Origin of the sequence: Variovorax sp. VRV01 (assembly GCF_014852545.1) — a bacterium.
Lineage (GTDB): Bacteria > Pseudomonadota > Gammaproteobacteria > Burkholderiales > Burkholderiaceae_C > Variovorax > Variovorax beijingensis_A.
The window spans coordinates 150639-177291 of the sequence record NZ_JACVBS010000013.1 but is presented as its reverse complement, the minus strand read 5'-3'; the positions used below and the strand labels follow the sequence as shown (position 1 = coordinate 177291).

General features: G+C 67.7%; 25 protein-coding genes. 10 read left to right on the top strand and 15 right to left on the bottom strand.

Annotated elements, in window-relative coordinates; genetic code table 11:
- Positions 1 to 49: 49 nt before the first annotated feature.
- Entirely contained in the window at positions 50 to 955 is a 906-nt protein-coding gene (locus tag IB278_RS22765) for a LysR family transcriptional regulator (RefSeq protein WP_145739578.1), read from the top strand.
- A gap of 18 nt (positions 956 to 973) precedes the next feature.
- On the opposite strand, the gene IB278_RS22760 is transcribed toward IB278_RS22765, so the two are convergent.
- Both IB278_RS22760 and IB278_RS22755 read right to left on the bottom strand, forming a co-directional pair.
- Complete coding sequence (locus tag IB278_RS22760; protein ID WP_145739576.1) at positions 974 to 1657, bottom strand: dienelactone hydrolase family protein; 684 nt, start codon at positions 1655 to 1657, stop codon at positions 974 to 976.
- Positions 1658 to 1703: 46 nt separating this feature from the next.
- Positions 1704 to 2309 (bottom strand): 2-hydroxychromene-2-carboxylate isomerase, encoded by a 606-nt coding sequence (locus IB278_RS22755; RefSeq protein WP_145739575.1) that lies wholly within the window; start codon positions 2307 to 2309, stop codon positions 1704 to 1706.
- A 73-nt stretch (positions 2310 to 2382) separates the two neighbouring features.
- Here IB278_RS22755 and IB278_RS22750 point away from each other — a divergent pair, with 73 nt between their 5' ends.
- Positions 2383 to 3129: an SDR family oxidoreductase gene (locus tag IB278_RS22750; protein WP_192325520.1), complete on the top strand. Its 747-nt coding sequence runs from the start codon at positions 2383 to 2385 to the stop codon at positions 3127 to 3129.
- A gap of 2 nt (positions 3130 to 3131) precedes the next feature.
- Positions 3132 to 3785: a MarC family protein gene (locus IB278_RS22745; protein ID WP_015867683.1), complete on the top strand. Its 654-nt coding sequence runs from the start codon at positions 3132 to 3134 to the stop codon at positions 3783 to 3785.
- Positions 3786 to 3790: 5 nt separating this feature from the next.
- Here the strand turns inward: IB278_RS22745 and IB278_RS22740 are convergent, their stop codons facing one another.
- The 10 genes from IB278_RS22740 to purT form a co-directional block, all read right to left on the bottom strand.
- Positions 3791 to 4252 carry an EVE domain-containing protein gene (locus tag IB278_RS22740; protein ID WP_145739571.1) on the bottom strand — a complete coding sequence of 154 codons (462 nt, stop codon included), beginning with the start codon at positions 4250 to 4252 and terminating at the stop codon, positions 3791 to 3793.
- A gap of 7 nt (positions 4253 to 4259) precedes the next feature.
- Complete coding sequence (locus tag IB278_RS22735) at positions 4260 to 5423, bottom strand: ABC transporter substrate-binding protein (RefSeq protein WP_145740537.1); 1164 nt, start codon at positions 5421 to 5423, stop codon at positions 4260 to 4262.
- 35 nt (positions 5424 to 5458) lie between these two features.
- The gene (locus IB278_RS22730; protein ID WP_192325518.1) at positions 5459 to 7339 is read right to left on the bottom strand and encodes an AMP-dependent synthetase/ligase; all 1881 of its coding nucleotides are present in this window, start codon (positions 7337 to 7339) and stop codon (positions 5459 to 5461) included.
- A 4-nt stretch (positions 7340 to 7343) separates the two neighbouring features.
- A complete protein-coding gene (locus IB278_RS22725; RefSeq protein WP_192325516.1) occupies positions 7344 to 8117 on the bottom strand; it encodes an ABC transporter ATP-binding protein in 774 nt (257 codons plus the stop codon).
- Between the two features lie 481 nt (positions 8118 to 8598).
- A complete protein-coding gene (locus IB278_RS22720) occupies positions 8599 to 9423 on the bottom strand; it encodes an ABC transporter ATP-binding protein (protein WP_145739565.1) in 825 nt (274 codons plus the stop codon).
- Positions 9420 to 10496: a branched-chain amino acid ABC transporter permease gene (locus IB278_RS22715; RefSeq protein WP_145739563.1), complete on the bottom strand. Its 1077-nt coding sequence runs from the start codon at positions 10494 to 10496 to the stop codon at positions 9420 to 9422. Before IB278_RS22715 ends, IB278_RS22720 begins: the two co-directional genes overlap by 4 nt.
- 94 nt (positions 10497 to 10590) lie before the next feature.
- Complete coding sequence (locus tag IB278_RS22710) at positions 10591 to 11466, bottom strand: branched-chain amino acid ABC transporter permease (RefSeq protein WP_192325514.1); 876 nt, start codon at positions 11464 to 11466, stop codon at positions 10591 to 10593.
- A 17-nt stretch (positions 11467 to 11483) separates the two neighbouring features.
- The gene (locus tag IB278_RS22705) at positions 11484 to 12314 is read right to left on the bottom strand and encodes a helix-turn-helix transcriptional regulator (protein WP_192325512.1); all 831 of its coding nucleotides are present in this window, start codon (positions 12312 to 12314) and stop codon (positions 11484 to 11486) included.
- A gap of 126 nt (positions 12315 to 12440) precedes the next feature.
- Positions 12441 to 13382, bottom strand: coding sequence for an alpha/beta hydrolase (locus tag IB278_RS22700; protein ID WP_192325510.1), 942 nt, complete (start codon positions 13380 to 13382; stop codon positions 12441 to 12443).
- A 63-nt stretch (positions 13383 to 13445) separates the two neighbouring features.
- Positions 13446 to 14648 (bottom strand): formate-dependent phosphoribosylglycinamide formyltransferase, encoded by a 1203-nt coding sequence (purT, locus tag IB278_RS22695; protein ID WP_192325508.1) that lies wholly within the window; start codon positions 14646 to 14648, stop codon positions 13446 to 13448.
- Positions 14649 to 14827: 179 nt separating this feature from the next.
- Between purT and IB278_RS22690 the strand changes: the two genes are divergently transcribed.
- Both IB278_RS22690 and IB278_RS22685 read left to right on the top strand, forming a co-directional pair.
- Entirely contained in the window at positions 14828 to 15676 is an 849-nt protein-coding gene (locus IB278_RS22690; protein ID WP_192325506.1) for a 3-hydroxybutyryl-CoA dehydrogenase, read from the top strand.
- A gap of 34 nt (positions 15677 to 15710) precedes the next feature.
- Positions 15711 to 16526 (top strand): crotonase/enoyl-CoA hydratase family protein, encoded by an 816-nt coding sequence (locus IB278_RS22685; protein ID WP_145739550.1) that lies wholly within the window; start codon positions 15711 to 15713, stop codon positions 16524 to 16526.
- A 13-nt stretch (positions 16527 to 16539) separates the two neighbouring features.
- On the opposite strand, the gene IB278_RS22680 is transcribed toward IB278_RS22685, so the two are convergent.
- Entirely contained in the window at positions 16540 to 17310 is a 771-nt protein-coding gene (locus tag IB278_RS22680) for a type III pantothenate kinase (protein ID WP_145739548.1), read from the bottom strand.
- A gap of 134 nt (positions 17311 to 17444) precedes the next feature.
- Here IB278_RS22680 and lysM point away from each other — a divergent pair, with 134 nt between their 5' ends.
- The gene (gene lysM / locus IB278_RS22675) at positions 17445 to 17906 is read left to right on the top strand and encodes a peptidoglycan-binding protein LysM (RefSeq protein ID WP_145739546.1); all 462 of its coding nucleotides are present in this window, start codon (positions 17445 to 17447) and stop codon (positions 17904 to 17906) included.
- A 56-nt stretch (positions 17907 to 17962) separates the two neighbouring features.
- Here the strand turns inward: lysM and IB278_RS22670 are convergent, their stop codons facing one another.
- A complete protein-coding gene (locus tag IB278_RS22670; protein WP_145739544.1) occupies positions 17963 to 18376 on the bottom strand; it encodes a rhodanese-like domain-containing protein in 414 nt (137 codons plus the stop codon).
- A gap of 218 nt (positions 18377 to 18594) precedes the next feature.
- On the opposite strand from IB278_RS22670, the gene IB278_RS22665 reads away from it, so the two are divergent.
- The 3 genes from IB278_RS22665 to IB278_RS22655 all read left to right on the top strand — a co-directional run bounded on the left by IB278_RS22665 (position 18595) and on the right by IB278_RS22655 (position 22407).
- A complete protein-coding gene (locus IB278_RS22665) occupies positions 18595 to 19704 on the top strand; it encodes a TRAP transporter substrate-binding protein (protein WP_145739543.1) in 1110 nt (369 codons plus the stop codon).
- 118 nt (positions 19705 to 19822) lie between these two features.
- Entirely contained in the window at positions 19823 to 20491 is a 669-nt protein-coding gene (locus IB278_RS22660; protein WP_145739541.1) for a TRAP transporter small permease subunit, read from the top strand.
- Positions 20488 to 22407: a TRAP transporter large permease gene (locus tag IB278_RS22655; protein WP_192325504.1), complete on the top strand. Its 1920-nt coding sequence runs from the start codon at positions 20488 to 20490 to the stop codon at positions 22405 to 22407. The genes IB278_RS22660 and IB278_RS22655 overlap by 4 nt, the downstream gene beginning before the upstream one ends.
- Positions 22408 to 22464: 57 nt before the next feature.
- Here IB278_RS22655 and IB278_RS22650 read toward each other — a convergent pair whose 3' ends face one another.
- Positions 22465 to 24528, bottom strand: a complete 2064-nt coding sequence (locus IB278_RS22650; RefSeq protein ID WP_145739537.1) for a PEP/pyruvate-binding domain-containing protein — start codon at positions 24526 to 24528, stop codon at positions 22465 to 22467.
- A 139-nt stretch (positions 24529 to 24667) separates the two neighbouring features.
- On the opposite strand from IB278_RS22650, the gene IB278_RS22645 reads away from it, so the two are divergent.
- Positions 24668 to 26611: a DUF6600 domain-containing protein gene (locus IB278_RS22645; RefSeq protein ID WP_145739535.1), complete on the top strand. Its 1944-nt coding sequence runs from the start codon at positions 24668 to 24670 to the stop codon at positions 26609 to 26611.
- Positions 26612 to 26653 lie beyond the last annotated feature (42 nt).

Here is a 26653-nt window from a genome sequence, read left to right as displayed (position 1 = left end):
CGAAGCGGGCCGGCCGCGGAACGGAAACAATGGGCGCTTTGACTTTGACATGGACAGTCTCGATCTGATCAGAACCTTCCGGGAAGTGGCCTCGCATGGCAGCTTCTCGCACGCGGCCAAGAAGCTCGACATGTCGAAGGCGACGGTCAGCAAGTACGTGGCGGAACTCGAAACCCGCTTCGGCGTGCGGCTTCTCAACCGCTCCACGCGCTCCGTGAGCCTGACCGATGCCGGGCAACTGCTGCTCGAGCGCAGCACCCCGGTGCTCGAAATGGTGGAGCTCACCCAGGCCGAGCTGCAGGAGCGCGCCAGGCAGCCCGGCGGCCGGCTGCGGATTTCAGCGCCGCACGGCATGGGCAACGGCGAGTTTCCGAGCCTGCTGGCCGACTTCATGCGCTACTACCCGGACGTGAGCATCAGCCTGCAGCTGACCAACCGCACGGTCGACCTCGCGGAAGAAGGCATCGACGTCGACATCCGCAGCGGCCCGGTCGAGGACGCCAACCTGATCGTGCGCAAGCTGATGCTCATGGAGATGGTGGTCTGCGCCTCGCCGGTGTACTGGAAGAAACACGGCAAGCCCGAGCATCCACGCGACCTCTCGGCGCACGAGGCGCTCACGCATTCGCTGCTGGGCGCCCAGCCGGTCTGGCGCTTCGACGACGGCGGCGAGCCGCTGGACGTGCCGGTGAAGAGCCGCATGGACTGCACCGAGGGTGCGCCGCTGATCCGGGTCGCGATGCACGGCTTCGGCGTGATCTACCTGCCCTCGATCCTCGTGCAGTCGCACATCGAGCATGGCGAGCTGGTGCCGGTGCTGCAGGGCTATGCGCGCAAGGACATGTGGCTGTCGGCCGCCTACCTGCAGCGGCGCCACAACAGCGCGGCGCTGCGCGCGCTGCTCGACTTTCTGCAGACCCGCGTCGGCAAGGGGCCGGGCTCGCGGAAGAAATAGGCCGGGCCCCGGCCGCACTCAGCCGACGTGTTTGGCAAAGAACCCGAGCGTGCGCGTGCGCGCGAGCTTGGCGGCCTCGGCGTTGTAGGAGCCGCGCTGGTCGCAGTTGAAGCCGTGGCCCGATTCGTAGACGTGCACCTCCACCTCGGGATGCGCCTTCTTGAAGGCCTCGATGGTGTCCAGCGGGATCCAGTGGTCCTGGTTGCCGAAATGCGCGAGCACCGGCACCTTGGGCTGGCGCGCGGTTTCCTCCGGCGTGGTCATGCCGCCGCCGTAGTAGGGCGCCGCAGCGGCAATACCCGGAACCAGGCTGGCGGCGCGCCAGACCAGCAGGCCGCCCCAGCAATAGCCCACGATGCCGACCTTGCCGGCTTTCGACGCATAGGCCACGGCGGCCTCGATGTCCTGCAGCACGCCGGGCGCGGGCAGCGCCTCGACCGCGGTCTTCAGCGCGAAGCCGGCCTTCATGTCCTCGTCGCTGTAGCCGAGCTCGACGCCGGGCTTCACGCGATGGAAGGTCGAGGGCGACACCGCCAGGTAGCCGTCCGCCGCATAGCCGTCGGCCACCGAGCGGATGTGCGAGTTGACGCCGAAGATCTCCGGCACCACGACCACCGCGCCGCGCGGCTTGCCGGCCGGTTCGGCCACGTAGGCGGGAAAGGTGAAGCCGTCCTTGGCTTTCAGATCGATGAATTGACCCATGTTGTCTTGCTCCTTGAATGGCAACTGAAAGGAAAAGGAATGCCGGTTACTGGCGCAGCGCGCGTTCGACGAAGTCGAGCCGGTCCTGGCCCCAGAATATCTCGCCATCGATGACATAGCTTGGCGCACCGAACACCTGGATGTCGATCGCTTCCTGCGTGTAAGCCTCGTAACGCTCCTGCACCGCCTGGCTCTGCGACTGCTCCGCGCGCTTGGGCGACAGCCCGCATTCGACGACCAGCGAATCGAGCACCTTCGGGTCGCCGATGTTGCGCTCCTGCACCCACACGGCCGCGAACACTGCCGCGCACATGCGCATGGCGGCCTCGGTGCCGTCGTGCATGTCGACCGCGATGATGACCCGGGCCGCATCGTCGCTGGCCACCGGAAAGAACTTCGGCCTGGTGTTCAGCGGCAGGCCGAGGTGGCGCGAACAGCGCGCGAGGTCGACCAGCCGGTAGGCCTGGCGCTGCGGCGCGCGCTTGCCCAGCGGCAGCCCGCCCGACACCGGGAACACGCTGCCCAGGTCGATCGGCCGCACGCGCACCGTGGCGCCGGCAGCCGCAGCGATCGCGGCAAAGCGGGAATGCCCCAGATAGGTCCATGGGCTCTGTGGCGCAAAGTAGTAGTCAATCGTCTTGTCAGTGCTCATGCGCGTGCCCCCGATGATGTAATCCAAGCCAACGGTTTTAACTGACACGCAGTTTCTCTGCAGGAGGTAGGTTTTGGACCAGGTGCTCTTGATCACGGGCGGCGGCCGCGGCATCGGCGCCGCCACCGCCCTGCTGGCGGCGCAGCGCGGCTACGCGGTGGCTGTCAACTACGCGAGCAACTCGCTCGCCGCCGACGAGGTGGTGCGCGCCATTCGCGCGGGCGGCGGTACCTCCATTGCCGTGCAGGCCGACGTGGGCGACGAAGCCCAGGTGCTGGCCATGTTCGAGAAGGTCGATGCCAGGCTCGGCCGGCTCACGGCTCTGGTCAACAACGCCGGCGTCGTCGACGTGCAGGCCCGCGTCGACGAAATGAGCGTGGCGCGGCTGGAACGCATGTTCCGCATCAACGTGATCGGCAGCTTCGTCTGCGCGCGCGAAGCGGTTCGGCGCATGAGCACCCGGCACGGCGGATCGGGCGGCGCCATCGTCAACGTCTCGAGCGCCGCCGCGCGGCTGGGCTCGCCCGGCCAGTACGTCGACTACGCGGCCAGCAAGGGTGCCATCGACACCTTCACCATCGGCCTGGCCAAGGAAGTGGCCGCCGAGGGCATCCGCGTCAACGCGGTGCGCCCGGGCCTGATCGACACCGAGATCCATGCCTCCGGCGGCATGCCCGAGCGCGCCTTCGAGCTCGCGCCCACCGTGCCGATGCAGCGCACCGGCAGCGCGGAAGAAATTGCCGGCGCGATCCTGTGGCTGCTGTCCGCCGAGGCGAGCTACACCACCATGGCCCTGCTCGACGTGACCGGAGGGAGGTAGAAGTGAGCACCTCGATGGACCTGATCAAGCCGCTGGTCACGCTGGTGGCCATCGTCAACCCGCTGGCCATCGTGCCCTTCTTCATCCATTACACGCAGGGCTACTCGGATGCGCAGCGCCGCCACACGGTGCGCATGTCGGCCTTCAGCGCCTTCGTGGTGATTGCGGTCAGCGCGCTGATCGGGCTGCAGCTGCTGGCGTTCTTCGGCATCTCGATTGCCAGCTTCCAGGTGGGCGGCGGCCTGCTGCTGCTCATGAGTTCGCTGTCGATGCTCAACGCCAAGCCGGCCGAGAGCAAGACCAATGTCGAGGAACTGCGCGCCACCGAGGTCAAGGCGTCCATGGGCGCCTCCATTGCGGTGGTGCCGCTCACCATTCCGCTGCTCACCGGGCCGGCCACGATCTCCACCGTGGTGATCTATGCCGACAAGACGCAGCACCTGTGGGAGCTCGGGCTCCTGGTGGGGTATGGCGTGGTGGTGGCGCTGGCCACCGCGCTGGCGTTTTCGCTCGCGCAGCCGATCGCGCGCGTGCTCGGCAAGACCGGCATCAACATCATGACGCGGCTCATGGGCCTGATCCTCGCGGCGCTCGCGGTCGAGGTCATGGCCGACGGCCTGGGCAAGCTGTTTCCGATCCTGCAGCGCGTGGGCTGACCGAATCAGCCCAGCATCTTCTCGATGACTCGCCAGTGCGCGGGCTCGACCGGCGTGATCGACAGCCGGTTGCCCTTGCGCAGCACGACGAGCTCGGCCAGCTCGGGCCTGGCACGCAGCTCGGGCAGCGGCAGCAGGCGCGTCTTGCGAACGGCCTGCACGTCGACCAGCAGCCAGCGTGGATCGTCCTTCTTCGAGGCCGGGTCGTAATAAGGCGACGTCGGGTCGAACTGCGTCGGGTCGGGCTTGATGCCCGAGGCCACGCGCGCAAGGCCTGCGATGCCGGGCTCGGGGCAGCTCGAGTGGTAGAACAGCACGCCATCGCCGACCTTCATGCCGTCGCGCATGAAGTTGCGTGCCTGATAGTTGCGCACACCGGTCCAGGCCACGGTGGCGTTGGGCGCGGCGAGCGCATCGTCGATCGAGACCTCGTCGGGCTCGGATTTCATCAACCAGTAGTTGGGCATGGTCCCGCTATGGTGTCACATAGTCGGACACGACGACCCATTTCCCATCCTTGATCTGGGACAAGCGCGACTGGTCGTTGCCCAGGCGCTTGGTCGCGGTGTACGAGCTCTTGGGGCTGCCGAACATGTCGGGCTCGAAGGTCATGCTGTCCATGGACTTGATGAAGCTGTCGGTCGTGAGGTTCGGGCCGGCCTTCTGCGCCGCCTTGATGAACGAATCGATGATGACGTAGCCATACACCGAGAACACCGTCGGGTCTTCGTTGAACTTGGTCTTGTACTTGTTGGCCCAGAAGCGCAGCGGCTGCGACTGCTCGTCGGTGTAGGGGTTCTGCACCGTCATGGTGGCGTAGATGCCGTCCATGGCCTTGCCGCCGAGCTTGTGGATCAGGTCGGTGTAGGAGGCGCTGGAGCCCAGGAAGGTCGGGTTGAAGCCGGTCTTGCGCGCCTCGCCCACGGTGCCGATGGTCTCGCGGATGATGGTGCCGAGCACCACGAGGTCGCAGTTGGCGGCCTTCATCTTGGCGACCTGCGAGCTGAAGTCGGTGGCGCCGCGCTTGAACGAGGTCTTCTCGGCCAGCTCCATGCCGGCGGTCTTCAGGCCCGCCTCGGCGCCGCGCAGCACCTCGAGCCCGAATTCGTCGTCCTGGTAGATGGTGCAGACCTTCTTGGCGCCCTTCTCCTTGATCATCTTGGGCAGCGCCAGGCGGATCTGGTCGTAGTAGGTGGCCGCGAACGAGTACTTGAGCCGGTTCAGCGGCTCGTACATTTCGCGCGCCGCGGTGATCGGCATGAAGTTGACGATGTTCTTCTCGAACTGCACCGGCATGGCCGCCATGTTCTGCGCCGTGCCGATGTGGCCAGCCATGATGAAGATCTTCTCCTGGTTGACCAGCTTCTGCGCCGCGAGCACGGCCTTCTTCGGGTCGTAGCCCGAGTCCTCCACGAAGAGCTTGAGCTTGCGGCCGTGGATGCTGCCCTGCTCGTTGAGCTCGTCCACGCGCAGCTGCATGCCGTTGCGCGCCTGCTTGCCGAAGCCCGCGAGCGGGCCCGACAGGTCCTGGATGGTGCCGATGCGGATTTCGTCCTTGCTCACGCCCTGCTGCTGCGCGGACGCGAACGTCGCGACCAGGCCCAGCACGGCCAGGGTCGTCACTGTCTTGAGCTTCATCATGGCGTTGTCTCCTCGGGTTGACGAAAAATGAATCAGCGGTACATGGCTTCGATGCGCTCCGCGTACTTGGCCTGCACCAGCTTGCGCTTGAGCTTCATCGTCGGCGTGAGCTCTTCGTCCTCGGCGCTCAGCTGCGTTTCGAGCAAAAAGAATTTCTTGATCTGCTCGACCCGCGCGAACCTGGCGTTGACACGGTCGATCTCGCACTGGATCAGGCCCAGCACCTCCTGCGCGCGCGTCAGGCTTTCGTAGTTGCTGAATGGCACGTCGTGATCCTGCGCAAACTTCTCGACGTTCTCCTGGTCGATCATGACGATCACCGTGAGGTAGGGTTTCCTGTCGCCGATCACCACTGCGTCGGTGATGTAGGGGCTGAACTTGAGCTCGTTCTCCAGCTCGCTCGGCGTGATGTTCTTCCCCCCTGCCGTGATGATGATGTCCTTCATGCGGTCGGTGATGCGGAAATACCCTTCCGCGTCGACCGTTCCCACGTCGCCGGTGTGCAGCCAGCCGTCGGCGTCGATGGTCTCGGCGGTCTTCTCCGGCAGGTTGAGGTAGCCCATGAAGATATTGGGGCCGCGCACCAGGATTTCGCCCGTCTGCGGATCGAGGCGCACCTCGTTGTAGCTGGTGGCCGGGCCGATCGAGCCCGGCCGGATGCGCGAAGGCGGCACGCCGGTGGAAGCGCCGCACGATTCCGTCATGCCCCAGACCTCCAGCATGGGCACGCCCAGCGCGAGGTACCAGCGCACGAGCTCGGGCGAGATCGGCGCCGCGCCGGTCACGAGGAAGCGCGCGCGGTGGATACCGATGAGCTTGCGAACGTTGTCGAGCGCCAGCCAGCGCGCCAGGCGGAACTTCAAGCGCAGCCAGGCGCCCACCGGCTGGCCCTGGAGCACGCGCTCGGCAATCTGCCGGCCGACGCCGATGCTCCAGCCATAGGCGGCCTGCTGCAGGCGGCTGGCTTCCTTGAGCGCGATCATCACGCCCGAGTAGAACTTCTCCCACACGCGCGGCACGGCGGTGAACACCGTGGGCGAAATCTCGCGCACGTTCTCGGGCACCGTTTCCGGGTTCTCGACGAAGTTGAGGATCGAGCCGGTGTACATCGCGAAGTATTCGCCGCCCATGCGCTCGGCGATGTGGCACAGCGGCAGGAAGCACATGCGCTCGTCGCCTTCGCCCTGCGCGAGCAGCGTGTTGTAGCCGCGCATGGTGTAGACCAGCCCGCGGTGGCTGTGCATCGCGCCCTTGGGCTTGCCGGTGGTGCCCGAGGTGTAGACCAGGATCGCGAGGTCTTCCGGGCGGCAGGCGGCGATGCGCTGCTCCAGCGCCTGCGGATGGGCCTGCAGGTGGTCGCGGCCGAGTGCGCGCAGGGCGTCCAGGCTGATGACGCCCGGGTCGTCGAGGTCGCGCAGGCCTTTCATGTCGAACACGACGACCTTGCGCAGCATCGGCAGCCGCGCGCGCACTTCGAGCGCCTTGTCGAGCTGCTCGTCGTCCTCGACGAAGAGCACGGTGGTGCGCGAGTCCTCGCAGAGGTAGTGCACCTGCGAGGCCGCGTCGGTGGGATAGATGCCGTTGGACACGCCGCCGCAGCTGAGCACGGCGACGTCGCACAGCACCCATTCGATGACGGTGTTGGCGAGGATCGACGCGCATTCGCCCGGCCCGAAGCCGAGCGCCAGCAGGCCGCCCGCAATCTCGCGCACGGCCTCGGCGGTCTGCCGCCAGGTCCAGGCGCGCCAGATGCCGAATTCCTTCTGCCGCATCCAGACCTTGTCGGCGCGCAGCTCCACGGCCTTCCAGAACACGGCGGGGATGGTCTCGCCCGGCACGACGATGCCGGGACTCGGCTGCAGATGCGCGAGGTCCCAGAGGCCTGCTGGAGCGCGCAGGGCAGTTGTGCTCATGCCTTCATCTCCAGGTCTTCTTCTTTTTCCAGCGCCGCTCGCCGCGCACGCCGTCGTCCTTGACGCCGAGGTAGAACTCCTTGATGTCCTCCTTTTCGCGCAGGCGTTCGCAGGTATCTTCCATGACGATGCGGCCGTTCTCGAGCACGTAGCCGTGGTCGGAAGCGTTGAGCGCCATGTTGGCGTTCTGCTCCACGAGCAGGATGGTGGTGCCGCGCTCGCGGTTGATGCGCACGACGATCTCGAAGATCTCCTTCGTCAGCTTGGGGCTGAGACCGAGGCTGGGCTCGTCGAGCAGGATCAGATGCGGCGCGGCCATGATGGCGCGCGAAATGGCGAGCATCTGCTGCTGGCCGCCCGAGAGCAGGCCGGCATCCTGCGCGGCCCTTTCGCGCAGGATGGGAAAGTAGGTGTAGACGCCCTCCATGTCGCGCGCCACGCCGTCGCGGTCCTTGCGGGTGTAGGCGCCCATCAGCAGGTTGTCCTTCACGGACAGCAGCGGGAACACCTCGCGGCCTTCGGGCACATGGCTCAGGCCCTGCTGCACGATGTAGGCCGGGTCCTTGGCAGTGATGTCCCTGCCCTGGAACTCGATGCTGCCCTTTCTCGGGTCGATGATTCCCGAGATCGTTTTGAGGATCGTCGTCTTGCCTGCGCCGTTGGAGCCCAGCACGGTCACGATCTCGCCTTGCCTGACTTTCAGGCTCACGCCGCGGATGGCCTTGATGGGGCCGTAGGCGCTTTCGACGTTGAGTAGTTGGAGGACGACGTCGGTCACTTCGTTGTCCCTTGAGGATTTGCTCGATCGTTTGACAAGAACGGGGAGCGGCGTTGGGGCCCCTGCCCCGGGCCGGCCGACGTCACCGGCCCTTCGGGCTTCCCTGCGCTGCTCGCGACAAGCGGGGTCTCGCAGAACTCGCTTCGCTCAAACAGCTGCGAGCCCTGATCCGCTTGTCGCTCCGCTGCTCGGCGGCGCCTCAACGGCCCGCCCGGGGCAGGGGCCCCAACGCCGTGGACACGCTCAGGGTGGTTCCACCTCCGCCCGAGCCCGGTGTGCGGTGCGGGGTGGGCGCCCCCTCTGTGCCGCTGAGGAGCGCAGCTTTCCGCGGATAAGGGCTCGCCCTTGTTTGAGCGAAGCGAGTTTGGGCGAGACCCCGCGGAAAGCGAGCACCGGAAGGGAGCCCGAAGGGCCGGCATAGTGGGGGCGACCGCGCCGCACCGCATACCGGGCGCCTCCAACGAAGCGGCGAACAGAACATTCACGCCCCAACCCTCCTCAAGCTGCTCACGTCATCCACAGTCCCGAGATAAGCCTCGATGACACGCGCATCCGCCTGCACCTCGCGCGGCGTGCCGGTAGCCAGCACCTCGCCCATGTTCATCGCGAGCACGCGGTCCGACACCTTCGACACCAAGGACATGTCGTGCTCGACCATCAGCACCGACACCCCCAGCTCATGCTGGATGTCCTGGATCCAGAAAGCCATGTCCGCCGTCTCTTCGACGTTGAGCCCGGACGATGGCTCATCGAGCAGCAGCAGCTTGGGCTCGGTGCACAGCGCACGCGCGAGCTCCACCACCTTGCGCACGCCGTACGGCAAGCCGGCCACCATCGAATCGCGGTGATGCTGCAAATCCAGCAGATCGATCACCTGCTCCACCTTCTCGCGTGCCGCAATTTCCGCGCGCCGCGTGGCCGGCGTGAAGAACACCTCGCTCCAGAACCCCGTCTGCCGATGCGTGTGGCGGCCGATCAGCAGGTTGTGCAGCACCGTCGCATGCTCGAAGAGTTCGATGTTCTGGAAGGTGCGTGCAATGCCGAGTGCCGCAATCGCGTGCGGCGCCTGATGTGTCAGCGCCAGCGGCCCGGCCGCCCCGCCATGCCACGTGATCTCGCCCATTGTCGGCGTGTAGATCCGGCTGATCAGGTTGAACACCGTCGTCTTGCCCGCGCCGTTCGGTCCGATCAGCGTGAACACCTCGCCGCGCCGCACGTCGAAGCTCACCTTGTTGACCGCGAGCACGCCGCCGAAGCGCACGCTCAGGTCCCTGGCCGAAAGAAGGATGTCGCCGCTGCTCGTCATCTCAATCGGTCCGACTTGGTGAACGACTTCTGTCGCTTGAACAACCCCTTGCGGTAGAACGGAAAGAGCTGCAGCCAGGTGCGGATCTTGAGCCAGCGGCCATACAGCCCCAGCGGCTCGAACAGCACGAAGGCGATCAGCACCAGCCCGTATACCAGCCCCTGCAGCCCCGGCGCCTGCCCGATCACGGCCGGCAGCCAGTCCTTGCCCATCGAGATCAGCTGCGGCATCGCGATCAGGAAAATCGCGCCCAGGAACGCGCCATGCACCGAGCCCAGGCCGCCGATCACCACCATCAGCAGCAGGTCGATCGACTGCAGGATGTTGAACTGGTCGGGCGAGATGAAGCTCAGCTTGTGCGCATACAGCGCGCCGCCCAGGCCCGCGAGCGCGGCCGAGATCGCGAACGACATCGTCTTGTAGCGCGCCAGGTGAATGCCCATGCTCTGCGCCGAGATTTCCGAATCGCGGATCGCCACGAAGGCGCGGCCGGTCGGCGAACGCAGCAGGTTCAGGATGCCGAGCGTGCTGAGCACCGCCACCACCAGGCACAGGAAGTAGAAGCCATTGCCCGACCCGAGCGACCAGCCGAACAGCTGCGGCGGCTTCACATGCAGCCCCGCGTTGCCGCCCGTCACGCTCTCCCAGCGCGCGAACACTTCCTCGACGATGAAGCCGAACGACAGCGTGGCAATGCCCAGGTAGATGCCCTTCACGCGCAGGGCCGGCAGCGCGACCACCACGCCCACCGCCGCCGACAGCGCCGCGGCCGCGAGCAGCGCAATCGGAAACGGCACGCCCAGGTTGGTCAGCACCCCTTGCGTGTAGGCTCCCGCGCCAAGGAAGGCCGCATGCCCGATCGAGAACTGCCCCGTGAAGCCCGCCAGCAGCATCAGGCCCAGCCCGACGATGCCGTAGATCAGCACGAAGGTCAGCTGCGCGAGCCAGTACTCGTCGATCGCCCAGGGCGCGGCGACGAGGAACGCGGCGAGCAGGCCGTACCAGAACACATGGCCGCCGTGCTTGGCGAGGCGGATGTCCTGGTCGTAGCTGGTCTTGAAGATGAAGCGCATGAATCAGGTCCGTCGCCGGGCCGCCCCAAGGCGGACCTGCGCCCCCTCGGGGGGCAGCGAGTACACGAAGTGACGAGCGTGGGGGCACATGCTTCTACACCTTCTTGCGCAGCTTCTCGCCAAAGAGGCCGTTCGGCTTGATCATGAGCATCAGCAGCACCACGATGTACGGCGCCGTGTCCTTGAAGCCGTCGGGCAGGTAGAAGCCCGCAAACGATTCGACGATGCCGATCACCAGCCCGCCGACGATCGCGCCCGGCAGGCTGCCGAAGCCGCCCACCACCGCGGCCGGAAAGGCCTTGAGTCCGATGAAGCCCATGTTCGCGTGCACGAAGGTGATGGGCGCGAGCAGCATGCCGGCAATGGCCGCGACCGCCGCCGCGAGCCCCCACACCAATCCGTTCAGGCGCTTCACCGGAATGCCCATGTAGTACGCCGCGAGCTGGTTCTGCGACGAGGCCTGCATCGCGATGCCGAGCTTGCTGTAGCGGAACATCGCGAACAGCAGGCCGCAGAGGATGGCCGTGGCGATGATGATCGCGAGCTGCTCGAGGTTGACCACCAGCCCGCCCAGCTTCCAGATCTGGTCCTTGTAGGGCACGGGCAGCGTGTGGGTGTCGGTGCCGATGCCCGGCACCATGGTGATGAGCCCGCGCGCCACGTAGGCGATGCCGATGGTGAGCATCACGATCGAGAATTGCGGCTGCCCGAGGATCGGGCGGATCACCACCAGTTCGAGCAGCACGCCGAAGGCCGCCATCGCCACCACCGCGAGCAGGGCCGCGAGCCAGAACGGCATCCCGAACAGCGACATGCCGGCAAACGCGCCGAAGGCGCCGAGCATCATCAGGTCGCCCTGCGCGAAGCTCACGGTTTCGGTGGCCTTGTAGATCAGCACGAAGCCCAGCGCGATCAGCCCATAGATGCAACCTTGTGCAATGCCCGACAGCAGGAGTTGGAGGATCTGCATGGGGCCTCTTCTTGCGGCTACTGCCTGAAGCCGCCGGCTGCGTCGTGCAGCGCGAGGCGGCGCGAGCCGGCCAGGATGTCGCTGGGCTTCAGGCCGTAGACCTGGCGGATCGAATGGCTGAAGTGCGTCGAATCGGGATAGCCGGTGTCCAGCGCGATGTCGGTCAGCGTGCTGGCCTGGCGCACGTGGCGCAGCAGGCTGCGCGCGCGCTTCCAGGCGCGGAAGGCGCGAAACGCCATGCCGGTTTCCTGCTTGAACAGATGCAGGAAGCGCGAAAAAGAAAGATGCACCGAGGCCGCGCAGCCTTCCGCGGAAGTGGGTGCGGCCGGGTCGGCGTTGATGGCGTCGATCACCTTGCGGATGCGCGCATCGAGCGCGCGCGGCGCCAGCGGCCCGCCGAAGAACAGGGCATCGAAGTCGAAGCCGTCGAAGTCCGTGCCGCGGCCCGATGCGGCGAGCAGGTGCGCATGGACATTGCGCATGCGCCGCACGAAGGCCGGCGCATCGACCGGCCCGCAGTGCTGCATGAAGGCCGGCATCCGGGCGGGATCGACCGACTCCGATTCGATCAGCAGGTTGAAGATGAGCGGATGCGCGCTTTCCACGCGGTGCGGCACCTGCGGCGGCACCACCAGCAGCTCGCCCGCCTGCCAGGCGCCGCCGCCGACGCACAGGCGGTTCGGCGGCGCGCCGGCGGGCGATACGTACACCCCGTACCCGCCCATGGTGCGCTCGGCCGCGGCCCCGAGCAGCCCGGCGTAGAACACACGCTGGTGCGTGAGCCACATCAGGCGCTCCCCGCGCTGCGCGCCGCCGCTTTCCGGCGGCGCCGCCTTCGTTCGCTGCATGGTGTCGGTCTCCTGCATCGGGCCGCCGCCGGCCCGGGGCCGGCGCTGCGTTGGCTGGATCGTAGCGGCGGGGGCCGGCTGCGCGGCGTGCATTTGCGCGGGGACTTTCCCTAGGGCTTGCTGGCGCTATGGCACGAGCGCGCGGCGAAGCTCGGCGCAGCACAGCGCGACGGCCGTGTCGGCCTCGTCGAGCACCTTGCCCATGGTAATGAAGCCATGGATCTGGCGCTCGAAGCAGACGTACGCGGCACGGTTGCCGGCGGCGGTCAGCGCCTCGGCATAGGCCATGCCTTCGTCGCGCAGCGGGTCGTAGCCGGCCGTGAGCACCAGCGCGGGCGGCAGGCCCGAGAGATCGGCGCACAGCAGCGGCGACGCGCGCCAGTCGAGGTCGTGCCGGGGGTCGTCGATGTAGTGGTCGTGGAAGTACGCCATCGTGTCGCGGGTCAGCAGGTAGCCCTGGCCGTTGGCCTGGTGCGAGGGATGGCCGCGGCGCATGTCGGTGGCGGGATAGACCAGCAGCTGGAAGGCGATCGGCAGGTCGCCGGCATCGCGCGCGGCAATGGCCGCCACCGCGGCGAGGTTGCCGCCCGCGCTGTCGCCGCCCACCGCGAGGCGGCTTGCATCGAGGCTGAGCGAGGCGGCCTCGCGGCGCACCCAGCGGGTGGCGGCCAGCACGTCGTCGACGGCAGCCGGGAAGCGATGCTCAGGCCCCATGCGGTAGTCGACCGACACGACCGCGCAGCCCGCGCCGTTGGCAAGCGAGCGGCACAGCACGTCGTGTGTGTCGAGGTCGCCGATGACCCAGCCGCCGCCGTGGAAGTACACGAGCACCGGCAGCGCGGCATGGGCCAGGGAACCCAGCGGGCGGTATAGCCGCACCGGGATGGTGCCGTACGGCCCGTCGGCCTCCAGTCCGCGGACTTCGGCGACCGGCGGGGCCTCGGGTTGGGTGGTGGCGCGGCGCTCGCGATAGAAGGCGCGCGCCTCGGCCGGCGAAAGCGTGTGCGTGGGCGGGATGCCGCGCGCCTCGATGAAGTCAAGCAAGGCGCGCGCCTGGGGGTGCAGCATGGTGTCTCCGGTGGATCGGTCCGACCATGCCCGCGCCGCCCCGGCGCGGCTTGCGAAAACTGGCTAAGCCTTGCGCGGCTTCACGCGCGAGGCGGCTTCCTTGGCCAGCCTGCGGGCGGTGCCGGTGTCGGCCGCATGCACCAGCGCCACGCCCATGCGGCGCTTGGCAAAGCTCTCGGGCTTGCCGAACAGGCGGATGTCGCTGCCGGGCACCTGCAGCGCCTCGGCCACGCCGTCGAAGGCGATGCCGGCAGCATCCACGCCGCCATAGATCACGGCGCTGGCACCCGGGCTCTTGAGCGAGGTGTCCACCGGCAGGCCGAGGATGGCGCGCGCATGCAGCTCGAACTCGTTCTGCCATTGCGTGGCCATGGTCACCATGCCGGTGTCGTGCGGACGCGGGCTCACTTCGCTGAACCAGACCTCGTCGCCCTTCACGAACAACTCGACGCCGAACAGGCCCTGGCCGCCGAGGTCGGACGTGACGGCCTCGGCAATCTGCTGCGCCTTCTGCAGCGCGGCCGGCGCCATCGGGTGCGGCTGCCAGCTTTCGACATAGTCGCCGCTGACCTGCACATGGCCGATGGGCTCGCAGAACCGGGTCTGCACCGCGCCGGCCGCGTCCCTGGCGCGCACCGTGAGCAACGTGATCTCGTAGTCGAAGTCGATGAAGCCCTCGACGATCACGCGGCCGTGGCTCACGCGGCCGCCGGCCATGGCGTAGTCCCAGGCCTTCTGCACGTCGGCCGGGCCGTCGATCTTGCTCTGGCCCTTGCCGGAGCTGCTCATCACGGGCTTGACGATGCAGGGATAGCCGATGCCCGCGTCGATGGCCGCCTGCAACTCGGCCAGCGAGTCGCAGAACTTGTAGGGGCTGGTGGGCACGCCCAGCGTCTCGGCGGCCAGGCGGCGGATGCCTTCGCGGTCCATCGTGAGGCGGGCGGCACGGGCGGTGGGAATCACGCGCACCACGCCGGCGTCCTCGAGCTGCTGGAGCATCGGCGTGGCGATGGCCTCGATCTCGGGCACCACGAGCTGCGGCTTCTCGGCCTCGATCAGCGCCTTGAGCTGCTCGGGGTCGCTCATGGTGATGGTGCGCGCATGGTGGGCCACCTGCTGGCCCGGCGCGTTCTCGTAGCGGTCGACCGCGATGGTCTCCACGCCCAGGCGCTGCAACGCGATCAGCACCTCCTTGCCGAGTTCGCCGGAGCCCAGCAGCATCACGCGGGTGGCCGAGGGGGAAAGAGGGGTGCCGAGGGTGGTCATGGTCGGAGTCGAAAAGAGGGAAGAAAAAGCAATCGCAGCACTGTAAGCCACCCGCGGGCCACCGGTGTCACGCGCGGCAACGGCGGCCGGGCGGGGCTGCTTCACAATCGATCTCCTGCCGCGGTGGCGCGTCCACCCGCTCCCTCTTTTTTCGCTTTCATTCTTCAAGGAGTTTTCTCATGACGATTCAGACCGTCGGCATCATCGGCGCCGGAACAATGGGCAACGGCATCGCGCAGGCCTGCGCGGTGTTGGGCGTCAACGTGGTGATGATCGATGTCGCCCAGGCGGCGGTCGACAAGGGCCTGGCCACCATCTCGGGCAGCCTCGACCGGCTGATCAAGAAGGAAAAGCTCACGGCCGAGCAGAAGACTGCCGCGCTCGCGCTGATCAAGGGCTCGACCGATTACAACGACCTGAAGGGCGCGCAGCTCGTGATCGAGGCCGCCACCGAGAACCATGCGCTCAAGCTCAAGATCCTCAAGCAGGTCGACGAGCTGCTGGCGCCCGAGGTGATCATCGCCTCCAACACCTCCTCGATCTCGATCACCCAGCTCGCGGCCGCCACCTCGCGCGCCGACCGCTTCATCGGCATGCACTTCTTCAACCCCGTGCCGATGATGGCGCTGGTGGAGCTGATCCGCGGCTACCTCACGAGCGACGCCACGCACGACGCCGTCAAGGCGCTGGCCGAGAAGCTCGGCAAGTCGCCGATCACGGTGAAGAACGCGCCGGGCTTCGTGGTCAACCGCATCCTGGTGCCGATGATCAACGAGGCCTTCTTCGTGCTGTCCGAAGGCATCGCCACGGCCGAAGACATCGACGCCGGCATGAAGCTGGGCTGCAACCAGCCGATCGGCCCGCTGGCGCTGGCCGACATGATCGGGCTGGATGTGTGCCTGGCCGTGATGGAGGTGTACCTCGAGCAGTTCGGCGATTCCAAGTACCGGCCCTGCCCGCTGCTCAAGGAGATGGTGGCTGCGGGCCAGCTCGGGCGCAAGACCGGGCGCGGCGTGTACACCTACTGATCTGGCGTCCGACAAGAACAAGGAGACAAACGCCATGACCGCGACACCCACCACCCCGCCGGCAGAAGGCTGCATCGACACCCAGGTGCTCGACCACGTGCTCTTGATCGGCATCAACCGCCCCGCCAAGCGCAACGGCTGGACGCCGCCGATGTTCAGGCAGCTGGCCGAGGCCTACACCCGGCTCGACGACGACCCGGCGCTGCGCGTGGGCGTGCTGCATGCCTTCGGCGACCACTTCACGGCCGGGCTCGACCTGCCGGCGGTCACCGAGTACATGAAGCGCGGCGAGAAGGCGATTCCGGCGGGCCTGGTGGAGCCGCACGACTTCGGCCTGCCCGGCTACCGCCGCCGCACCAAGCCGATGGTGGCGGCGGTCAAGGGCATCTGCTTCACGGTGGGCATCGAACTGATGCTGGGTGCCGACATCGTGGTGGCGGCCGACAACTGCCGCTTCTCGCAGATGGAGGTGCAGCGCGGCATCATGGCCACGGGCGGCGCCACGCTGCGCATGGCCGAGCGCGCGGGGGTGGGCAACGCCATGCTGCATTTGCTCACGGCCGACGAGTTCGACAGCGCCGAAGCCTATCGCCTGAACTTCGTGCAGAAGGTGGTGCCGGCCGGACAGGAGCTCGACGCGGCGCTGGCCATTGCGCAGCGCATCGCGGCGCAGGCCCCGCTGGCGGTGGTGGCCACGCGGCTCAACGTGATCAAGGCCGTCGAACAAGGACCGCTCGCGGCCGTCTCGGAATTCATCGAGACACAGAAGCGGCTGTCGAACAGCGAGGACGCGGCCGAAGGCGTGCGTTCCTTCGTCGAGCGGCGGCCCGCGCGCTTCAGCGGCCGTTGACGCTGCCGGCGGGTCAGCCGCGTGCCTGGGCAATCACCAGCAGGCCGTCCATGATCAGGCTTTCGACCAGCTCGAAGTCCCCGTTCATCACGGGCGCCATCTTCCAGCCCGCGCCGCCGGTCATGTAGCAGGCGGGCTCGGCGCCGCAGTGCGAGCGCACGTGCTGCACCATGCGCTCGACCGCGCCGGCAATGGCATAGGTACCCCCGCTGGTGAGCGCGTCGCTGGTGTTGGTGGGGAATTCGCGCACCTCGCCGGTCGGCACGTGCAGGCCGGCCGTGCCCGACTCCAGCGCACGCAGCATGATGCCGTGGCCCGGCAGGATCAGGCCGCCCAGGAACTTGCCGCCGGCATCGATGGCCTCGACCGTCACCGCGGTGCCGATCATCACCACCACCATCGGCCGCGCCGGCCCCGCGTCCAGCATCCGGTGGCGTGCACCGATCATCGCCACCCAGCGGTCGGCGCCCAGCCGCGTCGGATGGTCGTAGCCGTTGACGATGCCGGCCTCGGCCGCGCTCGACACCACCCAACGCGGGGCGCAATCGAAGCGCTCGACGATCTGCTCCTCGGCGCGGCGGCGCACCGCGTCGCCGGCCACCACGCAGCCGAGCATGGAGCCGGGCGCGGGCAGCTCGGCCCAGGGGCCGTCGGCCAGCCGCTCGATGTGGTCGAGGAACTCCGCCCCATGCGCCTGCAGCGCGGCCCCCGGATGCGCCGCATCGTAGAGCGCCCATTTGAGGCGGGTATTGCCGATGTCGATCGCAAGGAAGGGGGATGCCATGGGCGGGATTATTGCGACTTTGTCGTGATCGATGCTGGCACGTCTTTGACACACGCGGCGCGGACCTACGCGCCCATGCCCGGTTTCGCCGCTACATTCGCGATTCCCCTCAACCAAGGCGCAAGGAGAGAACCATGGGTTTGCTCAGTTTCATCAAGGAAGCCGGCGAGAAGCTGTTCGGCGGATCGTCGGCGCAGGCGGCCGAGCCGGATGCCAACGCCAAGGCCGCGGCGGCCATCAAGACCTACATCGAGACGCAGAATCTCGGGCTCACGGGCCTGGAAGTGACCTACACCGCGAGCAGCGGCGTGGTGACCCTGGCCGGCCAGGCGCCTTCGCAGGAAGCCAGCGAAAAAGCCGCGCTGGCCGCGGGCAACGTGGCCAATGTGACGAGCGTCGACAACAAGCTGGTCGCCCCGCCCGCACCGCCGGCCCAGTACCACGACGTGGTGAAGGGCGACACGCTGTCGGCCATCTCCAAGAAGTACTACGGCGACGCCAACAAGTACAACGTGATCTTCGAGGCGAACAAGCCGATGCTGAGCCATCCGGACAAGATCTATCCGGGGCAGAAGCTGCGCATTCCGGTGCTGTGAGCTGATTCAGCCAGCTGCAATGAAAAAGGCCCACTGGTTTCGGTGGGCCTTTTTGTTTAGTTCTGCTTCCAGGGCAGCCCGCGCTTGCGCCAGCCGCCGATCTGCCCGCGGTGGCCGCTCTCATCCGGATTGCCCTCGAAACCTTCGAGGATGTTGTAGGCCTCCAGCCCCAGTTCGGTGGCGCGCCGTGCGGCGGCGATGGAGCGCACGCCGCTGCGGCACAGCAGCACCAGCTTCTTTTTGCCGTCCTCGCCCGCCGCGCGGATGCCGCCGTCGAAGGCCGGGTTGAGCGCCATGCCTGGCCACTGCTTCCAGGCCAGCGGCACGGCGCCGGGCACGTAGCCGACCCATTCGCGCTCGGCGTCGGTGCGCACGTCGACCAGCACGGCCTCGCCGCTGGCCATCCACTGCGCGGCCTGCTCGGGCGTCACGTCGCCGGCATAGCCTTTTTCCCCAACGGGTTCAGTCATCTCTTTCATTCCTTCCAATCGATAGGGTTACTTCACTGGCAACAGCCGTCTTCACGCTGTTCGGCGTCCTCGCCGGATGATGGAATTTTTCACCAGTTCGTGAAAACCCTGTTTGTCACATATTCCAGCGCGCCAAAGATGCGGATGGGCCTGCCGAACATCGCGCCAAGAAGGCGGGCAGGGTTTCTTCGGTCAGAAATTGTATGGAGAGAGACAAGATGACAGACAGCAAATCGCCCGGCCGCCGCAACCTCCTGAAGGGTGCCGCCGTTGCCGCAGGCGCCATGTCGGCGCCGATGGTCAGCATGGCCCAGACCACCTCCCTGCGCTTCCAGAGCACCTGGCCGGCCAAGGACATCTTCCACGAATATGCGCAGGACTTCGCGAAGAAGGTCAATGACATGGCGGGCGGCCGCCTCAAGATCGAGGTGCTGCCCTCGGGTGCGGTGGTGCCGGCGTTCCAGCTGCTCGAAGCGGTGAACAAGGGCACGCTGGACGGCGGCCATGGCGTGGTCGCCTACCACTACGGAAAGAACTCGGCGCTCGCGCTGTGGGGTTCGGGTCCGGGCTTCGGCATGGACGCCAACACGGTGCTGGCCTGGCACAACTACGGCGGCGGCAAGGCGCTGCTCGACGAAATCTACAAGAGCCTGAACATGGAGGTGGTGTCGTACCTCTACGGCCCCATGCCCACGCAGCCGCTGGGCTGGTTCAAGAAGCCGGTGGCCAAGGTGGAAGACATGAAGGGCCTGAAGTTCCGCACCGTGGGCCTGGCGGTCGACATGTTCACCGAGATGGGCACGGCGGTGAACCCGCTGCCCGGCAGCGAGATCGTGCCCGCGCTGGACCGCGGGCTGATCGATGCGGCCGAGTTCAACAACGCCTCCAGCGACCGCGTGCTCGGCTTTCCCGACGTGGTGAAGAACTGCATGCTGCAGAGCTTCCACCAGTCGGGCGAGCAGTTCGAGGTGCTGTTCAACAAGGGCAAGTACAGCGCGCTGCCGCAGGAACTGCGCTCCATCATCGACTACGCCGTGCAGGCCGCGAGTGCCGACATGAGCTGGAAGGCGGTGCAGCGCAACTCGCAGGACTATGCCGACATGAAGAAAGCCGGCATCAAGTTCTACAAGACGCCCGACGCGGTGCTGCGCGCGCAGCTTGCTGCCTGGGACAAGACGGTGGAGAAGAAGTCCGCAGAGAACCCGCTGTTCAAGAAGGTGCTCGACTCGCAGCGCGTGTTCGCGGAGCGCGCGCTGCAGTGGCAGAACGACTACGGCGTCGATTTCAAGATGGCCTACAACCACTACTTCGGCAAGAAGAAGAGCTGACACCGGTCGGTGTGCGCTTCGTGTCGCTTCGCCAAACCTCTTGCAGGGAGCAACACCTGTGGCCCGGCAAAGCCGGTTCCACGGTGTTCCACGGATGGGTCCTGCCTATCAACATGACATGAACACCCAACGCTTCCTCCACGCCGTCGACCGGTTCAGCATGGTCGTGGGCAAGACCTTCTCTTGGCTCATCGTGGCGCTGATGCTGCTGGTGTGCGGCGAGGTCTTCAAGCGCTACGCGCTCAACGCACCCACCGCCTGGATCTTCGATGCCAACAACATGCTCTACGGGACGCTCTTCATGATGGGCGGCGCCTACACGCTCTCGCAGGCCGGCCACGTGCGCGGCGACTTCCTCTACGGCAGCATGAAGCCGCGCACGCAGGCCGCGCTCGACCTGGTGCTGTTCATCCTCTTCTTCCTGCCCGGCGTGGTGGCGCTCACCTGGTCGGGCTGGACCTACTTCGGCGAATCGCTGGCGATGCGCGAGCAGACCTTCAATGCCGTCCCGATTCCGCTCTATCCCTTCAAGTTCGTCATTCCGGTGGCCGGCGCCGTGCTGCTGCTGCAGGGCATTGCCGAGATGGTGCGCTGCGTGCTGTGCCTGAAGACCGGCGCGTGGACGCCGCGCCTGAAGGACGCGGAAGAGATGGACGTGGTCGGCGAGCAGCTCGCCGGCAGCACCCATGTGGACGAAGCCGACAAGCGCGAGGTGATCGACAAGGCCAAGGCCATCGAGCAGGCTGCGCAGCAGCGCAAGAGCGGCACGGCAGGAGGTACCCAGTGAGCGACCCCGCACTCGGCCTCTCGATGCTCGGCCTGATCGTGGTCGTGATCATGCTGGGTTTTCCCACGGCGTTCACGCTGATGGGGCTGGGCATGTTCTTCGGCTTCATCGCCTTCCACGATCCCGCCGCGCACTGGCTGGACAACAGGATCTTCGACCTGATGGTGCAGCGCGCCTTCGGCGCCATGACCAACGAGACGCTGCTGTCGATCCCGCTGTTCGTGCTGATGGGCTATGTGATGGAGCGCGGCGCGCTGGTCGACAAGATGTTCCACAGCGTGCAGCTGGCCTTCCGCCGCGTGCCGGGGTCGCTCGCGGTGACCACGCTGATCGTCTGCACCTTCTGGGGCATTGCGAGCGGCCTGGTCGGCGCGGTGGTGGTGCTGATGGGCGTGATCGCGATGCGGCCGATGCTCAACGCCGGCTACGACACGCGCCTGGCGGCCGGCGTCATCACGGCGGGAGGCACGCTCGGCATCCTGATTCCGCCCTCGGTGATGATCATCGTGTACGCGGCCGTAGCCGGGCAGTCGGTGGTCAAGCTCTATGCGGCGGCGATGTTCCCGGGCTTCTTCCTCGCCTTTCTCTACCTGATCTACGTGATCGGCTGGGCCATGCTGCAGCCGAAGGTCGCGCCCAAGCTGCCGCCCGACCAGCAGCGCGCACCCATCTCACCCTGGGTCGCGCACATCGCAGCCAGCTATTCGCCGCGCATGCTGCCCGCGCTCGCAGCGGCCGTGGTGTCGCCGGCGCGCGCGCTGCGCGGCGCGGCCGAGGGCGTGCGCATCACCTGGTGGATGCTGCTGCGCAGCCTGCTGAGCGCGCTGGTGCCGCTGGCGCTCGCGGCCGCGACGCTGGGATCGGTCTGGTGGTACGTGGCGATCTACTCGCAGGCGGACAACAACAGCGGCAACGCGCCGGTGGCGCAGCAGCAGCAGCAGCAGCAGCAGGCGGCGCCCGAAGCTTCTTCCGGAACCGGGCTGGCCGAGCCGCCGGCGTCCGACGCGCCGAAGGAGCCTGCCGCGGAAGGCGGCCTGCAGGAGCCGCCGGGCGGCGTCGAGGAGCCTCCCGGCAGCGAAGCCCCGGCCCCCGCGGCGGCCGAGGGCGGCCTGCGGCAGCTCGGCGAAGCGGTCGATGCGCCGAAGACCGCCGCCGTGCCCGAGGCCTTCTACACCGGCTTCCTGCTGGCCAGCCTCTTCACGCTCGCGCTGCTGGCCTGGTACTACTGGCGCATGGACGCGGAGCAGTTCGAGATCCTGCGCATGCTAGTGTCGTCGGTGATGCCGCTGGCCACGCTCACCCTGGTGGTGCTGGGCGTGATCCTGTTCGGCATCACGACCGCCACCGAGTCGGCCGCGGTGGGCGCGGCCGGCGCCTTCCTGATGGCATGGCAGGCCGGCACGCTGAACTTCAAGAAGATCAAGGAGGCCGTGTTCCTCACGCTCAAGACCACCTCGATGGTGTGCTGGCTGTTCGTGGGCTCGGCGCTGTTCTCGGCGGTGTTCGCGCTGCTGGGCGGCCAGCGCATCGTCGAGGAATGGGTGCTGGGCATGAACCTCAGCCCGCTGCAGTTCCTGCTGCTGTCGCAGGCGATCATCTTCATCCTGGGCTGGCCGCTCGAATGGACCGAGATCATCGTGATCTTTGTGCCCATCTTCCTGCCGCTGCTCGCGCATTTCCAGATCGACCCGCTGCTGTTCGGCGTGCTGGTGTTCGTGAACCTGCAGGCGGCGTTCCTCTCGCCGCCGGTGGCGATGTCGGCCTTCTACCTGAAGGGCGTGTCGCCGCCGCACGTGACGATCAACCAGATCTTCGCGGGGATGATGCCCTACATGCTGATCGTGATCCTGTGCATGGTGTTCATGTACATCTGGCCGGGGCTGACGCTGTGGCTGCCACAGTACCTGTATGGATGAGGCGCCGCCGGTGCCGCGGCGGCACTGCGAGCGGAACCAGACGGAGAACGCCGGCGCTCAGCGGCGCCGCTCCACGTACGGCCGCGCCTGCAGCAGCACGATGCGCTCGCCCACCGTGGCCCATTCGATGTCCTGGTCGACGCCGTTGAACGCGCGCTTCACGGCCGTCCCCACGGTGGCCAGCCGCACCACCAGCTCGTCGGTCAGCACGTTGCGCCCGGCCTCGACCGGCACCTCCTTCACGCCGCCGTCCCTGTCCAGCTGCAGCGCCGTCTCTTCGGCCGAGCGGCTCAGCACCTGGATCGCTTTGGACCAGCTCGAATACATCACCTGCTCGGCCACGCGCCGCCCCTCCACCACGCGGATGCCGATGCCGCGCTTGGCCGAGATGTAGGTGGCGTGCGGATGGCCGGCGTCGAAGGGGTCGCGCGTGATCATCACGCCGGCGCTGGTGGAATCGATGGCCGTCTGCACGAACACGCCCATCAGCACCGACTCGGCGCCGAAGCCCGCGGCGCTGCGCGCCTCCCAGGCCTCGGGGTTGAACACCGAGGCCCAGACCTTCTTCACCGCGAGTTCGAGCGCGTCGCCGGTCTTGACGTTGGGCACGGTGGTGTAGAGCCCCGCGCCACTGAAGCCGGGCAGGTCTTCGGAGTTGGACGAGCTGCGCACGAACACGCCGCCACCGCCGAGCTGCGCCTGCCATGCGGCCCGCCATGCCGCAGCGCTGGCCGCATCGACCGGCCACTGCACGATCTCGTCGCGCAATTGCGCCAATGCCTTCTGCCGGATCTGCGGATCGCCCGCGAAACCGGGCTGCTGCCGCATGCTGGCGATGCGCCCGGCCAGGCCGTTCGCGCGCATGAAGCGGTCGTAGTGCGCGAACGGAATGCAGAAGCCGTCGGGCACGGTCGTGCCCGGAATGCGCGCGGCCAGCATGGCGCCGAGGTTGGCAGCCTTGGCGCCGCATTGCGCACTGTTCCGGGCGCGCAATGACGCCAGCGGCAGCAGGCGCGTCTCGCGCAGGTCCGGCTTCGCGGCCTTGCCGCTGCCCGGCAGTGCGCCGGTGGCCGCCGCACGCGCCGCGCGCGGCGGCAGCGCGGCGATCTCTTCCGCCGTGAGGCGGCGCACCTGGTAGCCCGACGCGGCCACCTTGAGCGCCACCCACTGCCCCGCGTGCTCGCGCAGCACGGCCGCGGCATCGCGCACATAGGCGTTGGGAATGCCCCAGCCCTTGGCCAGCAGGTTGACGTGCGACAGCGCGGTGGACGGCCGCTCGGTCAGCACGCCGGCCACGGGCGGCAGGCCGATCGGCACCTGGCGCAGCACGGCAATGTCGTCGGGCAGCAGCGCGTTCAGCGCATTCGCGCCCGAGGCCTCGTCCACGATGCGCACGCGGCCCGTGGCCGTGCCCAGGTTCATCGGCATGTAGGGCTGCTCGCGGATCAGCGCCTCCTGGCTGACGAAGCCGATGCCCGCCTCGTTCGCGATGCGTTCATGCAGCGTCGAGTTGGTCTTGAATTTCACGGACGCGAAGAAGCTGGCCTTCACCTGCGCATCGGCCTCGCGCAGCAGCGCGGGCGTGAGCCGGTCGCCTTCCCAGAACTCGTAGGTGAAGCTGCCGATGTTCTGCTGCCAGCTCAGCGTGCCGAACAGGAAGCGGCGATCGGGCACGAGGTAGTTGCGGTCGATCTCGCGCTTGCCCGCGCGCGGCGCGAGCCCGGTCTCGCGCACGAAGCGCACATGCAGCTGGTAGCGCGGCGTGTCGATGTAGTAGGTGCGCACCGGCCTCGCATGGCGGTCGACCGCGAACAGGACGTGGGCCAGTTGCATCGGGGTGCCGGCGTCGTACACGCGGGCCAGGGTGTCGAAGTCGCCGCGGCTGCGCAGCATCGGCAGCGACGCGGGTGCGGCCGGCCGCGCCGGAGGCTGCGCGCCTTCCGGAGCCGCCTTGTTGTTCTGCTGCTGGTAGTAGGAAGGCTTGCGCGCGAGCTGCGCGCCCGCGGGCGCGGCGGCAACAATGGCCATCGCGGCGCAGGCGAGCGCTGCCGCCCACCGGGCCGCACTATTGTTTCGGTAGCGCAATTCGCCCAGTGCACAGGCGTTCTTGTTGTTTTTCATGCCGAGTCCTCGATTACAAGCGGTTGCCGAATGTGCGTGCGCTTCACCAAGCAGGGGACATGCGCTGACAGCGGCAGCGGATTCTCGCGCGTTACATATCCAACGCTTTCATCCGGCCCCGGGAACCAGAGACAAACCCATGAACCGCCCCGCCTTTCCTGATCTTCACCGGCCATGGCACCGATGGCTGCTCGGCTTCGCGCTGCTGTGCCTCGGTGCGGCGGCCAGCGCACAGCAGGACCCGCCGGGACGCGTGGCGCGCCTGAACCTGCAGCAGGGCACGGTGAGCTTCGCGCCGGCCGGCGAAGACAGCTGGTACGACGCACAGCCCAACCGCCCCATCACCACCGGCGACCGGCTCTGGACCGACCGCAATGCGCGCGCCGAAGTCCACATCGGCTCGGCCGCGCTGCGCATGGACGGACAGACGCATGTCGAATTCTCCGAACTCGACGACGACACCGTGCGCCTCACCGCGAACCAGGGCAACCTGCAGCTGCGCGTGCGCGACGACCTCGCGGGCCAGCGTTTCGAGGTGGACACCGGCAACCTCGCGGTCGTGATCGACGCGCCCGGCGAATACCGCGTGGCGGCCGACCCGGCGGCCGGCACCACCTGGATCGCGGTGGCTTCGGGCCGCGTCACGCTCTATGGCGAGAACGGCGAATCGCAATCGCTGGGTGCGCGGCAGCAGCTCACCGTATCGGGCCGCAACCTGGCCGCGGTGGGCGGTGCGCCGGCGCAGAGCGGGAGCTTCGACGCGTGGGTGGCCGAACGCAACCGCATCGAGGACCAGTCGATCTCCGCACGCTATGTGTCGCGCGAGGTCGTGGGCTACCAGCAGCTCGACGCCTACGGCGACTGGCAGAGCGACCCGACCTACGGCGACGTCTGGTTCCCGCGCGGCGTGGACGCCGACTGGGCGCCCTACCGCGACGGCCAGTGGGTCAACATCGCGCCCTGGGGCCTGACCTGGGTCGACGCCGCGCCCTGGGGCTTTGCGCCTTTCCACTACGGCCGCTGGGCACGCGTGGGCCCGCGCTGGGCCTGGGTGCCGGGACGGCCGGCCGCACGGCCCGTGTATTCGCCCGCGCTGGTCGGCTTCGTGGGCGGCGGCGGCGCCAACGCCGCCTTGCAGATCGGCGATGGCCGCAGCGGCGTGGGCTGGTTCCCGCTGGCCCCCGGCGAGGCATGGCGGCCCGGCTATCGTGCGAGCCAGCGCTACCTCGACCAGGTGAACCGCATGGCGGCCTACCGCAACCGGCAGGCCGAGCTGCGCAACGGCTTCTATGCCAACCAGCAGATGGCGGGCGCCGTGACCGTGCTGCCGGCCGATCGCTTCGGCCGCGGCCCCTTCGGCCGGCGCGACCTGGTGCGGCTGCCGGACGACCGCTTCGCGCGCGTGCCGGTCGCGCCGGCGCCGGGCATCCCGATGCACAACTTCGGCGGCGGCTTCGGCCGGCCGGCCGCGGTGGCACCGCCGACGCAGCTGATGGCGCGCGAGCAGCAGGAACTGCGCTACGAACAGGCGCGGCGAACCCAGCAGATGCAGCAGGCGCAGGCGATCCAGCAACAGCAGCAGCAACAGCAGCAGATGGAATGGCAGCGCCAGCAGGGCTTGCGCCAGCAGCAGGAATGGCCGCAACGCGGCGCCCAGGACCAGTGGCAACAACGGCAGCAGCAGCAGATGCAGCTCCAGCAACAGCAGCAACAGGCTTTGCGGCAACAGCAGGAGGCGCAGCAGCGTGCAGCCCAGGCGCAGGCCCAGGCACAAGCCCAGCAGCAGATGCAGCAGCAACAACGCGCGGCACAGCAGCAGGCCCTGGCTCAGCAACAGATGCTGCGCCAGCAGCAGGAGGCGCAGCAACGCGCCGCCCAGGCGCAGCAGCAGATCCAGGCACAACAGCAGGCCCAGCGCCAAGCCCAGGAAGCGCAGGTGCGCGCGATGCAGCAGCAACGCGGCTTCACCGCACCAGCTCCAGCGCAGCCTCAACCTCAGGCCCAGCCGCACCTCCCTGCGCAACCGGGCCAGTCCGGCGCCGACGACCGCCGGCGGCTCTGGACCTCTCCCGACCAGCGCTGAACGCCGGTCTCACGGCGCGGCAGCGCCACCGCGCCGTGCAAG